We start from the raw sequence: 12,737 nt of genomic DNA, 5'->3' as shown, positions 1-12,737 counted from the left end.
TCCGCCCGGGCGACGGTGTCTGCTAGACCGGGGGTCATGGATCCTCTCGACGCGCTGCAGGAGATCGCGACACTGCTCGAGCGCGAAGGCGCCTCGAAGTACCGCGCCAAGGCCTTCCGGAAGGCGATCGCGGTGCTCGAGGGCATGCCGGAGGCGGAGCGCGAGGATCTCGCCGTCGTCCGTCGCGCGGCCGGGATCGGGGACACGACCTTCACCGTGATCAGCCAGGCGCGCGACGGGCGCGTCCCCGACTATCTGGCCGACCTCCGCGGGGGCGATCCGCTGCCCGCGAGCGCTCTGCGCGGCAGACTGCGGGGCGATCTGCACAGCCACAGCGAGTGGTCGGACGGCGCGACTCCGATCCTCGCGATGGCCGACGCCGCCCGCGCGCTCGGCCACGAGTACCTCGCGCTCACCGACCACTCCCCGCGGCTGCGCGTCGCGCACGGGCTGAGTGCCCAGCGCCTCGAGGAGCAGCTCGCCCACCTCGCGACCCTCGACACCGGCCCGCTCCGTCTGCTGAGCGGGATCGAGGTCGACGTGCTCGAGGACGGCTCGCTCGATCAGACGCCGGAGCTGCTCGACCGCCTCGACGTCGTCGTGGCCAGCGCGCACTCGAAGCTCCGGACCCCGCGGCGCGAGATGACGGCGCGCCTGGTCGCGGCGGCGTCGGATCCCCGGACGGACGTGCTCGGGCACGTCACCGGCAGGCTCGTCGGCGGGGAGCGGGGCACGCGTCCGCCGTCGGAGTTCGACGCGGTCGCCGTCTTCCGGGCGTGCGCCGATCACGGGACGGCCGTCGAGATCAACTCGCGGCCCGAGCGGGAGGACCCGCCGGACGAACTGATCGCACTGGCTCTGGACGCGGGCTGCCTCTTCGCGATCGACAGCGACGCCCACGCCCCGGGCCAGCTCGGTCTGCTGGACTACGGGGCCGAGCGCGCCGAGCGGCTCGGGGTGCCGGAGGAGCGGATCGTCACCACCTGGCCCGTGGACCGGCTGCTGGAGTGGACCCGGCGCTCCTGAGCGCGGGCCGGTTCTCTTCAGGCGCCTGCACGCGCGCGTGGAGGATGCGGATCGGTGGCGGTAGCCCCTTGACAGTGCGCACATTCCGGGGGTCTCCGCAAGTGGTGAAATCCCAGGGCTCGCCCCGGCATGCTCGTACTCGGTCCGCCGACACCGCGATCCGTCGAGCCCGAGGGCTCCGAAGGAGGAGCGGTGCCGACGCGCCGACCCATCCGCCCCGACGAGACCAGGTGAACTGTGGCCACCCAGACCGTTCTCGATGCCGTGCGCGGCGCGCCCACCCTGCTCGAGGCGATTCGGGCCGCCGACGAGCTCACCATCGCCGCGGTCAGCGACGGAGGCGGTCGCGCGGTGCGCCTGCTGACCCGCGCCGCTCTCGACCCCTCCGATCAGCTGACGGCCATCGCCGCGGTGCACTCGCTCGCCCAGGTCTTCGACGAGGAGGCCGATCTGGCGCTGCTGCGCCTGCTCGCCGACGAGCGGCCCTTCATCCGCGAGCACGCGGCGTGGGCGTTCGGCGGACGCCTCCCCCGCGCCGGCGCCGTCGGCCCTCTGCTGCGGATGATCGCCGCGGGCGGTTTCGCCGGCATGCTGGCCCAGCGCACGCTGCTGCTGTGGGCGCCCTCGACGCCCGATCCGATCTCGCTCGCCCTGGAGGGCGTGCTGATCGGCGAGCGCGATACCGGCGCCCGCTCGCGGGTCGTGGAGACCCTGGGCCTCGTCCCCGGCGCGATCGCCGAGCGGACCCTGCTCGAGGTGGCCGCCGACGAGGCGGAGGGCTTCGACGCCCGGGCCGCGGCCATCGACGCGCTCGGGGAGCGCCGCTCCGACGACGCCGAGCTGCTGCTCTCGCGCCTGACCACGCTCGACGGGGCACTGGGCTCGATCGCGCGCACCGCGCTCCTCGACCACGCCCCGGCTCCGGTCCCGGACGCGGGACCGACCATCGCGCAGCTCTTCGTGCACGCCGACATCGACGGCACGCTGACGCGGGTGGGCGCCGGCGACAACGGCGGCATCGCGACGCTGCTGGTCCGGCTCGGCGACGCGCTCGAGGGCGAGGACGGCATCGAGCGCGTCCTCACGCTCTCGCGCGGAACACCGGCCGAGGCGGAGCGCGCTCTCGCCGAGCTGCCCTCCTCCGGCCACGGCTTCGCGCCCGTGCCCTTCGCGGGGCCTGCGGTGCCCATGCCCGAGGCCTGGCCGCGCCGGGTCGCGGCCGAGCGGGGGATCCGTCGGATCCTGCGCGCCGCAGGACGGGTCGACGTGCTGCACCTGCGGATGGCCGACGTGGGATCGCTGGCCGCCGCCGCGGTCGCCCGCGAGCTCGAGATCCCCGTCGTCTTCACCGTCGCCCCCGATCCGCACGCTCTCATCGCGGGCCAGGACGCCTCCGGCGCTCTGTCGCGGGCCGACTTCGGCGACCGCGACGCCGCGGACCACTTCTGGTTCCGCGTGCGTCTCGTGCAGCGACTCGCCGCCGACGCCGCCCACACCGTCCTGTTCCCGCGTGCGGACCTCGAGCGGAGCATGCGCGAGCTGATCGGCATCGACATCACCGCGCATCCGGAGCGGCACACGATCGTCCCCGAGGGGATCGACGTGCACCTCGTCGAGCGCGGGGAGCAGGCCGCACGGAGCGCCGCCGCAGGCGAGCCCGTCGCGCTCGACGCGGGCGACGACCTCTCGGCCCTCGACGAGCTCCTCCGCGAACTGCCGGAGGATCGGCGCGGCCTGCCCCTGCTGCTCAGCGTCGGACGCCTGCACCGGGTCAAGGGCATGGCCGCCCTGGCCGAGGCGTGGGCCGGCGACCCGTCGCTGCGTCGGCGCGCGAACCTCGTACTGGTGGGCGGCGATCTCGCCGACCCCAGCCCGGACGAGCGCGAGCAGCTCGACCGCATCGGCGCCGCGGGCGGCTCCTCGGCCGGTCTCCTGCTCGCCGGCCACCGGCCCAACGGCACGGTGGCCCGCTGGCTGGGCGCGGTCCGGCACGGCAGACCCGGTCTCGCCGCACCCGGCGGCGCGTACGTCTGCGCCAGCGTGAAGGAGGAGTTCGGCATCGCCCTGCTCGAGGCGCTCGCCGCGGGCCTCGTCGTCGTCGCTCCCGCGACCGGCGGACCGGTCACCTACGTCGAGGACGGCGTCACCGGCTTCCTGATCGACACGGCCGACTGCGCCGCACTGGCCGGTGCCGCGGCGGACGCCCTCGATCTGGCGGGCGGTCCGCTGGCCGAGGACGCCTCCGAGCGCGGCCGCGCGATGGTCGCCGAGCGGTACACGATCGAGGCCATGGCGCGAGCCCTCTCGGGCGTCTACGCACACGCCACGGCGGACCAGGAGCGGCCCCTCCGCTCGGATCTCGTGCTGGGGGCGTCGTGACCCTGCTGATCGTGAGTCCGGACTACGCCTCGCACCTCCTCCCGCTCGCGACCCTCGGCACCGCCTGGCGCGACGCCGGGGAGCGCGTGGTCGTGGCGACGGGGGACGCGACCCGGTCGATCGTGGACGACTTCGGCTTCGAGCACGTGCCGCTGCGACTGGGCCGGGGCTCGAACCCCGGCACGATCCGCGCCGAGGAGCAGGCTCCGGACGAGGGCGCCTCGCTCCGCGGGTTCTTCGACGCCACCCGGCGCGGCATGGTGCCGACTCTCGCCTACCAGGCGCGGGAGCGGCTGACGGACCTGCTGTGGGATCCTGCCGGAGTCGCCGCGCGGCTGCGCGAGATCCTCGACGGGGTGCAGCCCGACGCGATCGTCGTCGACCACCTCGCCTTCACCGCCCGGGTGGCGCTGCGGGCGCTCGGCGTGCCCTACGGCGACGTGGTGCTCGGGCATCCGACCGCCCTCACGGTGCCCGGTGAGGTCTACGGGTTCCCGCCCGTCTGGCCCGACGCCTTCGCTCCCGAGCCGGACGAGCTGGCAGCCCTGCGCGCCCTGTGCGACGAGGTCCGCGACGCGTTCACCGCCGAGTGGAACACCGCCCTCGCCTCGCTGGACCCCTCCGCCCCGTCGAGCCAGGACGCCTTCGCCGAGTCCGGCGACGTGCTGCTGCTGAACTACCCGGGCGGCCTGCACGACCCGGCGCGCACCGCCCAGCTGACCCCGCACGCCTTCCTCGGCTCGGCCGTCCGCTCCGAGCCGGTCGACGACGAGGTCGAGCAGTGGCTCGCCGCCTCGGACGATCCGGTCGTCTACGTGAGCTTCGGCAGCTTCCTCTCGGTGCGCGACGACGTGCTCGCGCGGGTCGCGGCGGCGCTCGCGGACGTCTCGGTCGACGGCCGGCCGGTGCGCGTCGCACTCGCCTCCGGCGCGACGGACCGCTCGGCCCTGGGCGGGGTCCCCCCGACCTGGCTGGTGCGCGGATTCCTCCCGCAGGTCACGCTGCTGGGTCGTGCGGCGCTCGCGATCACCCACGGCGGCAACAACAGCGTCACCGAGTCGATGACCGCCGGCGTGCCGCTGGTGGTGCTGCCCTTCTCGACCGACCAGTTCGCCGGCGCGGCAGCGCTGGAGGACGCGGGGGTCGCCGAGGTGCTCGACCCGAACAGCGCCGGACCCGGGGCGATCGCCGCGGCGGCCCGACGGCTGCTCGCCTCCGACCACCTCGGACGGGAGCGGCTCGCCGCCCTGTCGGCGGAGCTCACCGGGACGACCGGCCCCCAGCGCGCCTTCGCGGCCCTGTCCGGACTCGTCTCGCGCCGCTAGCCTGACCGGATGAGCGCCCTCCACGCCGAGACCGACCCGGAGCGGGGCCGCTGGGTCCTCGACGCGCTGGGCCCGTTCGCCACGTTCGAGGGCATCGTGCCGCCCCTGTTCGAGGCCGCCGTGCGGATCCTGCACCCCGCCTCCGACGACGCGGGGCAGCGGCTGAGGTGGCGCGAGGTCGCGGAGCGCGCGGGCACGGTGCTGCATCCGCTCGCCCAGTGGGAGGACCTCTCGCGTCACGACCGGAGCTTCGGCGCCCCGCGGCTCGGGGAGCTCGACCTCGACGAGCTGGCGGCGATCGCCGATGTCCTCGCCGGCGCCACCACGACTCCCGAGCGGTGCTCGGCGGCGTTCTGGGAGGGGACGGGCGTGATCAGCACGGTCGTTCTCGGTTCTCGTGACGTTCCGGAGGATCGGAACGCGGCGGCCCGGGCGTCCGGAAGCGGACGTCGGGTGATCTCCCGACTCGAGAGCATCGCGCTGCCGCAGCGGGAGTCGCTCCTGGTCGACCTCGACGTCCGCGCGCTCGTCGATCCGGCCTGGGCTCTCGACGCAGGACTCGCGACCGCCGACGGCATCGTCGTCCAGACTCCGCTCGCGCTCTGGCCGGACGACCGCGCCTGGTACCTCGCGAGCGAGATCGACTTCGACTCGACGCTGATCGGCGGCTCGGAGGAGCTCGTCGCGCGGATCCTCGCCCTCGCCGATCGCGGCGTGATCGAGGCGCTGCGGCTGCCCGCCTCGGTCGACCTGACGAGCACCGGCGATCGGATCAACGGGCGTGGCTGACCAGCACGACGCCGAACACGACGCCGCCCGGCAGGACGCCGAGCGCTGGCTCGTCGTGAACGGCCGCCGCTGGCGCCGCACCGACCCGATCCTCCCCGAGGAGCTCGTCGCCGCCCTGACCTCCCACCTCGGCCGCGGCCGCTCGGGCACCCGGTCGGCGAAGCGCGCCGGGGACGAGGACGCCGTGGCCGCCGCCCGCACCCGCACCGGTCTCGCCAAGCACGGGCTCGGGGAGCGGGGCCCCGCCTGGTGGGACGAGCCCGAGGCGGCGCGGCTCTCGCGCGCCCGGGACGCGCTGCGCGATCTGGACGCTCTGGACGGGGACTGACTCGACACCTGCATGCCGCGAGGATGCCCCGGCGACGGCAGGCGCGGTTCCGGAGCGACGCGATCGGTGGAGACGCGCCGTCATGAGCCCCTGGGGAGGACGTCAGGCCCGGAACGTCACCACGAAGCCGTCCGCCGGCTCCGTCGGGAACGAGCGGAGGCTGATCGAGAAGTCCTGCCCGGGCATCACGTCGTAGGGGTGGCCGGTCGCGAGCAGTTCCAGCGCCTCGGCCAGCAGGTCCACGGTCGCGGGCTCGCCGGGGCAGCGGTGGCCGTCGCCGTAGTGGCCGCCGCCCTGCGCGATGAAGCCGTTGCGGTCGACGGGGGCGAGGAACCGCTCGGGATCGAAGGTCTCGGGCGCATCCCAGTGCGCGGTCGCGTGGTCGGTCGCGTACAGGTCGAGCAGGAACCACTGCCGGTCGGGCAGGGTCTCGCCGTGGAAGTCCAGACCGCCGCGAGCCCGCCCGCCGACCATCGGGAAGAAGGGGTGGAACCGGCGCACCTCGTTCGCGAAGGCCGCCCGCTCCTCCGGATGCACGAGCCGCTCCCGCCACTCGGGGTGCTCGTGCAGCGCCAGCGCGGCGAACACGACGAAGCGCCCGACCGCCACCGTCGGCCGCAGCAGGTTGAGCAGCTCCACCGCGGCGACCCCGATCGGCAGCGGAGCGCCGTCCTCCTCGGCGTGCGCGATACGGTCGACGATCGACGCCGCACCGTCCTCGGGCGGCAGGCCCGCCGCCCGGCTCGCCTCGAGCAGGCCGCGCGCCCAGCTCTCGGTGCGCCGGCGCCGCAGCCGGGCCGCCCAGTTCGGCGGTCCGAAGCGACCGGCGTTGTCGATCATGCTGCGCAGCTCGTCCGACCGCTGCTGCGCCTCCCGATCCGGGAGCGCGACGCCGGCCCAGACGAGGACCGCGCGTCCGAGCACCTCGGCCGCCATGTCCTGCAGCGGTACGGGAGTGCCCGCGAAGCGCGCGGCAGCCCGCTGCCACTCGACCGCGAAGGCGTCGACGAGCCGCGAACGCTCCTCCGGCGCCTCGATCAGCGAGAGGAAGAGCCGCTTGCGGCGCCGGTGCCGCTCGTCCTCGAGGGTCTGCACGCTGCCCTCGTCCTGCAGCAGGTGCAGCACCGAGCCGGGCAGGGCGCCCGCCCGGTCGAATCGGCCGCCCTCGTAGAAGAAGCGGGCGGCCTCGATCCCCCGGGCGACCACGACGGGCCGCCCGAGGATCCGGGTGCGGAAAGCGTCGCCCTCGACCTGCGCGAAGCGCCTCGTCCCGAACAGGTAGCCGTCCGAGAGGACCGCCGCGGTGCTGTCCAGGGCGCTCAGCGCGGGGATCACGCTCAGTCCGTCGGCTCGCTGACGCCGGCGTCGAGGTCGTCGTCGTCGACCGCGGTCGTGACGTCCTCGGCGGTGCTCTCGGCGCCGCCGACCTGTGCGTCGTCGCCCTCGGCCTGCGAGGGCTTGTCCACTCCGGCGTCGCTCACCGTGTCGTGGTTCTGCGGGTTGTCCTGGGGTCCGTCGATGCCGCTCATGCCCGATCTCCTCTCGCGTGCGGCGCGGGTGCGCCGACCCCACCACGGTAGGGAGCGCCGCGGGAGGCCTGTAGCCGGTTGACTCCGTCCGCTCCCGCCTGGCATCCTCGCGCGACCGCCTCGGGCGGGGGAACGGCCCCGCGCTGTCAGCGCCGCCGAAGGATCACCGGCGCGGTGATCCACACCAGCGCGATGATCAGCAGGACCGCGCCGCCCGCGACGAGTCCCGCCGCCGGGGTGAGGACGAAGTCGAACACGAACGTCACGACGCCCACGAAGAGGAGGGAGCCGGCGGCGAGGCAGGTCAGGACGATGCGGTTGCCGAAGCGCACCAGCTCCGCCTTGCGCCCGCGCGCGAACAGCAGGCGGTGAACGGTGACCGGGGCCAGCGCCAGCACGGTCACCGACGCCGCGAGGAACACGAGCACCAGGTAGAGCGCGACGTCCGGCGCGGCGAGCTCCGTGAAGCGCTGCTGGAAGCAGAGGGTGAGCAGGAAGCCGCCGAGGATCTGCGTGCCGGTCTGCACGACGCGCAGCTCCTGCAGGATCTCGTTCCAGTTGCGGTCCGAGCGCTCCTCGGGCGTCTCGTCGCGGCCCGCTCCCGGCTGCGGTCGCCCCTCGTGTCCTGTCATGGACAGGAGGGTAGCGCCGCGGCGGGTCTCCCCGTGTTCACCATCGGGCGTCATACTCGTCAGGCCCATCCCCGACCCCACTCCGAGGAGCCCCCGTGAGCGACGCCCCCGCCGTCCTGTTCGTCTGCATCCACAACGCCGGCCGCTCGCAGATGGCCGCCGGCTACCTGACGAGCCTGTCCGGCGGCCGGGTGCAGGTCCGCTCCGGCGGCTCGGAGCCGGGTGCGAGCATCAACCCCGTCGCGGTCGCCGCGATGGCGGAGGAGGGCATCGACATCTCGCAGGAGGTGCCGCAGCAGATGACGACCGAGCAGGTGCGCGAGTCGGACGTCGTGATCACCATGGGCTGCGGCGACGTCTGCCCGGTCTTCCCCGGCAAGCGCTACGAGGACTGGGAGCTCGCCGATCCGGCCGGTCTGCCGCTCGAGCAGGTGCGCCCGATCCGCGACGACATCCGCGGTCGTGTGGAGCGCCTGGTCGCCGAGCTGCTCGGCTGACCCGCGCTCCTCAGACCAGGGACTGCGCGAGCGACAGCGCGCCGCGCACGCCCGACTCGTCGCCCAGGCCCGGACGCACGATGCGGACCCGCCCCGCCGACGTGCCCGTCGCTCCCGGCGCGCCCATCAGCCGCTCCACCTCGGCGTCGACCGCCTCGAGCAGTCCGGGCGTCTTGGACACCCCGCCGCCGAGGATCGCCAGGCGCACTCCGGCGACGTAGGCGAGCGTCGTGACGAGCTGGGCGAGGTAGTACGAGCTGAAGCGGAGGTTCGCCGCCGCGTCGTCGCGCCCCAGGCTCGAGCCGTCGACTCCCCAGCGCGCCGAGATCGCGGGCCCGGCGACGAGGCCTTCGAGGCAGTCGCCGTGGAACGGGCAGGTGCCGGCGAAGGCGTCCTCGGGGTGGCGGCGGGGGAGGAGGTGCGCGATCTCGGGCCAGCCGCTGCCGGCGAGGAGGCGGCCGCCGGCGAGCAGGCCACCGCCCACTCCGGTGCCGACGGTGACGTAGACGACGTCGGGCTCCCCGGCGGCGGCACCCCAGCGCGCCTCGCCGAGGGCGGCGCCGTTCACGTCGGTGACCAGAGCGGTGCGGGCGCCCGGCGCGGCCGCGCCCAGCGGGCCGAGGACGTCGACGCCCTCCCAGCCGATCTTCGGCGTCGAGGTGAGGTGGCCGTAGGTGGGCGAGCCGGGGTCGACGTCGAGCGGCCCGAAGGAGGCGACGCCGATCGCCGAGACGGAGCCCTCGACGCCGTGGCCGCGCACGAACGCCGCGATGTCGGCGAGGGTCTCGACGGGGCCGCGGGTGGGCAGCGTGGTCGTCGCGAGCAGCCGCTCCGGTTCGTCGAGGGCGGCGACGGCGGCGACGACCTTGGTGCCTCCGGTCTCGATCCCGACGAGGAGGGGGCGTGCGGTGGCAGTGCTCATGGCGGTCTCCGGAGTGAATGTCCTACGTTGGCACTCCGACAGTAGCGGCCCGCGGTCGCGTCGTCACGCGATCCGCGGGCCGCTGCCGCGAGGAGGCCTCAGCAGGCCGTGAAGCGGGTGACCCCGATCGACAGGGTCAGGTCGCTCCCGAGCACGACGGCGGTGTCGAGGTGCTGGCGCTTGAGCGAGTCGATCGTCTCGGCGGGCACGCAGTCGGGGCGGGCGAGCGAGAGCGGCGCCCCCTGCGCGGCGGCGACGGCCGCGCCGGACAGGGCGTCCGCGGCGCCCTCGCCCGAGGCGAGGTACGTCGTGGCGGTGAGGCCCCGGGCCGGGTACGCCTCGTTGATCAGCCGGCTCGTGGCGTACCGGCTGGCGCCGCCGATGCGGGTGGTGCCGCCGACCAGGGCGTCCACGTCGGCCTCGATCCCCGCGGAGACGGACGGCGCCTGGCCGAGGATCACCGCGCTCTCGGGGTCGAGGCGGGTGATGGCGGAGCGGGTGGCGTCGTCGATGCCGGGCTCGGCGCCGTCGACGAGCAGGACGGCCTGGTCCCTGCGGCCCGCGACGGGGGCGACGGACAGGGCGTCGGGGAAGTTGCCGCCGGTCGCGAGGAACAGCTCGTCGGCCGAGCCCGCTCCGAACGCGTCCGCCACGATCCTGCGGGACGTGTCGTAGCGGTCCGTCCCGCCGATGCGGGTGATCGGGCCGGCGACGAGTGCGTCGATCTGCCGGTAGACGGCCGCGGACACGGTCGCGTCGCTGCCCACGACGACGGTCTTCTTCGGAGCGAGCCGCGTGATCTCGGCGGAGGTGCTCGCGAAGAGCGCGTCCGGGTCGGTGAGCAGGAGCGCTCCGTCCTGGACGGACGCGGCGGGGGCGGCGCTCAGGGCGTCCGCCCATCCCGCGCCGCTGGCGATGTAGAGCACGGGGACGCCGGGCTCGAAGGCCTGCGTGGAGGCGACCGAGGTGGCGTAGCGGTCGCTGCCCTCGACGCGGGCGGTGGAGAAGAAGTACGGGTCCGGTGCGAAGTCGATGCCTGTGACGGTCGTGCCGGCGACCTCCACGCGGGTCGAGGAGCCCACCCAGTCGGTGTCCTCCCAGAAGGAGTCGCCGACGGTCGGGACGGCGCCCTGCAGGGGAGTCTCGAGGACGCGGACGACGTAGGAGCCGTCGGGCAGGGCGGGCAGGGTGTATCCGCCCGTGGCTCCGCTCGCGAGGGTCGTGGTCGTCGAGGCGACCAGCTCCGCGTCGGCGACGTCGTCCTCCAGGGTCCAGGCCTGCACCGTGTACGTGTGCGAGCCGGGCACCGAGGCCGGGGAGGTGATCGAGCCGGACACCGGCGCCGGTGCGGCGTGCGCGGGGGAGGCGACGAGTCCGGTCAGCGCGACGGCGCCGACGGTGGAGAGGGTGAGCGCGAGCAGACGCGCGGAGGGCCGACGGCGGCGAGGAGTCACGAGGAGTCTTTCCGGTGGTCGCGGCGGACCGCGGCGGACACGATGTTCTGAATCTAACGGGCGGGCGCATCGACGACGTGCCCCGTCAGGGGGCGGATCCGCGAGGGATCGGGCGCAGCAGCGCGGTACGTCCTCGTCCCGAGGACAGGGGCCACCCGTTCCTCCACGGGCGGTGGGGAACGGGGAGCCCGGCGGTGGACACGATCAGGATGAGCGGAGCCCGCGGGATCGTGTCCACCGGGCCCTAGGGGCAGACCGCGAGCGAGCCGACCGCCGGCTGGAGGGTGTTGGGCCCGCCGAGCAGCGTCACGTAGTCGAGCTCGTGGGCCTGCAGCTCGACCCGGGTGTCGTAGGGGACGCAGCCCGGGTTGCTGAGGTAGAGCGGAGCGCCCAGGGCGGCGGCCGCCGGTCCGACCGAGAGCGCGTCGGCGAACGAGTCGGCGCGGGCGAGGAACGCCGCGTCGTTCAGTTCGAACGAGGGGTACTCGGCGTTGAGGAGGCGGCTCGTGTCGTGACGGTCCTCGCCCGCGATGCGGTCGACGCTGCCGACCAGGCCGGACGCGGAGAGGTCGGCCTCGATGCCCGCTGAGATCGACGGGGTGTCGCCGATCAGCCGGCCGAGGTCGGCGTCCAGGCGATCCAGGGCTGCCCGGGTGGCGGCGTCCAGGCCGCCCGCCGCGCCGTTGACGAGGATGACCGGCTGGCCCGAGCGCCCCGCGATCGGCGCGACGGACAGGGCGTCGGGGAACTTCTCGCCCGTGGGCAGGAACACCTCGCGGTAGGACCCGGCCGGGAACGCGTCCTCGACGATGAGGCGGCTCGTCTCGTAGCGGTTCGCGCCGCCGATGCGGCTGACCTCGTCCGTGGGGGAGAGGGCGTCGATCTCGCGGAGGACGTTCTCGCTGACGGAGTTGGCGCTGCCGACCACGATGATCCGTTCGGGCCGGAGCCGCTGGATCTCGGCGGCGGTGACGGGGAACAGCGAGCCCGGATCGGTGAGCAGCAGTGCGCCGCCCTGGAAGGACGCGGCGGGCCCGGCGCTCAGCGCGTCCGGCCAGGTCGTCTCGGCGCCGGCCGCCACGTAGAGCACGGGGACGGGGCCGTCGAACGCCAGCTGCGTGGTCTTCACAGAGGTGTCGTACCGGTCGCTGCCCGCGATCCGGTCGGTGGTGGACCCGAAGTCGCGCGGGGTGAAGCCGACGCCGGTGCGCCCGGCGAGGGTCAGCGTGGTGACCGGCGTGCCCTCGAGCCTCGACCGGTTCAGGTAGTACTGGTCGTCGAAGATCGGGTAGCCCGGCTGCGTCAGGCGGAACTTGTACCCGCCGACCGGCAGCGCCGTGGCGCCGCTGAACGACCAGTCCGAGGTGCTGAGCGCGGCGCCCGAGGTCGCCGTCTCGCCGAGGAGGCGGGGTCGCTCGCTGTTCTCCGGGTCGATCCACCAGGCCTGGACCGTGTAGGCGGCGGCGCCGTCGAGGTAGCCGCTGTCCGGGGTGCTGACCGTGCCCGCGACGGGGGCGGTGCGCGGCAGGGTGACGACGATCTCGGCGCTGGTGCTGATCGGGTCGGCGTCCTCGGGGCTCGGGGTGTCGCCGTACCAGGTCGGGTACCAGGTCGTGCTTCCGGTCACCCGCGCCTGCAGGTGGTACGGGCCTCCGGCGGGGAGGGGCACGCTGAAGGCGGCTCCGGTGACGGTCTCGCTGACGGTCTCGAGATCCGCGTTCGTGACGCGCACGGTGTACGCGTCGCCCTCCGGTGCCGGATGCGCCTCGTCGACGCCCGACAGGGCGAGGGTGCCCGTCACCACGATGTCGCCCTCGGCGGCGGCCGCGACGAGGTCCTCGGGGGCGGGGGAGGGG

General features: G+C 74.6%; 12 protein-coding genes. 6 read left to right on the top strand and 6 right to left on the bottom strand.

Features of this window, described 5'->3' with window-relative positions; genetic code table 11:
- The first annotated feature begins 36 nt into the window (after positions 1–36).
- The 5 genes from NB037_RS05125 to NB037_RS05105 all read left to right on the top strand — a co-directional run bounded on the left by NB037_RS05125 (position 37) and on the right by NB037_RS05105 (position 5,847).
- Positions 37–1,026, top strand: a complete 990-nt coding sequence (locus NB037_RS05125; protein ID WP_251944221.1) for a PHP domain-containing protein — start codon at positions 37–39, stop codon at positions 1,024–1,026.
- A gap of 237 nt (positions 1,027–1,263) precedes the next feature.
- Positions 1,264–3,405 carry a glycosyltransferase gene (locus NB037_RS05120; protein WP_251944220.1) on the top strand — a complete coding sequence of 714 codons (2,142 nt, stop codon included), beginning with the start codon at positions 1,264–1,266 and terminating at the stop codon, positions 3,403–3,405.
- Positions 3,402–4,730, top strand: a complete 1,329-nt coding sequence (locus NB037_RS05115) for a glycosyltransferase (RefSeq protein ID WP_251944219.1) — start codon at positions 3,402–3,404, stop codon at positions 4,728–4,730. The genes NB037_RS05120 and NB037_RS05115 overlap by 4 nt, the downstream gene beginning before the upstream one ends.
- A gap of 9 nt (positions 4,731–4,739) precedes the next feature.
- Complete coding sequence (locus NB037_RS05110) at positions 4,740–5,519, top strand: hypothetical protein (protein ID WP_251944218.1); 780 nt, start codon at positions 4,740–4,742, stop codon at positions 5,517–5,519.
- A complete protein-coding gene (locus tag NB037_RS05105; protein ID WP_251944217.1) occupies positions 5,512–5,847 on the top strand; it encodes a biopolymer transporter Tol in 336 nt (111 codons plus the stop codon). Before NB037_RS05110 ends, NB037_RS05105 begins: the two co-directional genes overlap by 8 nt.
- A gap of 102 nt (positions 5,848–5,949) precedes the next feature.
- Here the strand turns inward: NB037_RS05105 and NB037_RS05100 are convergent, their stop codons facing one another.
- From NB037_RS05100 to NB037_RS05090, 3 genes are all read right to left on the bottom strand, one after another.
- The gene (locus NB037_RS05100) at positions 5,950–7,182 is read right to left on the bottom strand and encodes a cytochrome P450 (protein WP_251944216.1); all 1,233 of its coding nucleotides are present in this window, start codon (positions 7,180–7,182) and stop codon (positions 5,950–5,952) included.
- A 2-nt stretch (positions 7,183–7,184) separates the two neighbouring features.
- On the bottom strand, positions 7,185–7,376 hold the full coding sequence (locus NB037_RS05095) for a hypothetical protein (RefSeq protein ID WP_207403548.1): 192 nt from the start codon (positions 7,374–7,376) through the stop codon (positions 7,185–7,187).
- Positions 7,377–7,522: 146 nt separating this feature from the next.
- Complete coding sequence (locus NB037_RS05090) at positions 7,523–8,008, bottom strand: DUF6328 family protein (RefSeq protein WP_251944215.1); 486 nt, start codon at positions 8,006–8,008, stop codon at positions 7,523–7,525.
- 95 nt (positions 8,009–8,103) lie between these two features.
- On the opposite strand from NB037_RS05090, the gene NB037_RS05085 reads away from it, so the two are divergent.
- Positions 8,104–8,505, top strand: coding sequence for an arsenate reductase ArsC (locus NB037_RS05085; RefSeq protein WP_251944214.1), 402 nt, complete (start codon positions 8,104–8,106; stop codon positions 8,503–8,505).
- A 10-nt stretch (positions 8,506–8,515) separates the two neighbouring features.
- On the opposite strand, the gene NB037_RS05080 is transcribed toward NB037_RS05085, so the two are convergent.
- The 3 genes from NB037_RS05080 to NB037_RS05070 form a co-directional block, all read right to left on the bottom strand.
- The gene (locus NB037_RS05080) at positions 8,516–9,427 is read right to left on the bottom strand and encodes an ROK family protein (protein ID WP_251944213.1); all 912 of its coding nucleotides are present in this window, start codon (positions 9,425–9,427) and stop codon (positions 8,516–8,518) included.
- A 98-nt stretch (positions 9,428–9,525) separates the two neighbouring features.
- Positions 9,526–10,881: a cell wall-binding repeat-containing protein gene (locus NB037_RS05075; protein ID WP_251944212.1), complete on the bottom strand. Its 1,356-nt coding sequence runs from the start codon at positions 10,879–10,881 to the stop codon at positions 9,526–9,528.
- 244 nt (positions 10,882–11,125) lie between these two features.
- On the bottom strand, positions 11,126–12,737 hold a 1,612-nt coding region (locus NB037_RS05070), incomplete at its 5' end, for a cell wall-binding repeat-containing protein (RefSeq protein WP_251944211.1).

It is taken from the genome of Rathayibacter rubneri, assembly GCF_023743255.1.
GTDB classification, from domain to species: Bacteria; Actinomycetota; Actinomycetes; order Actinomycetales; family Microbacteriaceae; genus Rathayibacter; species Rathayibacter rubneri.
The sequence above is the reverse complement of the archived record's forward strand: the minus strand, read 5'-3'. Positions and strand labels throughout refer to the sequence as shown.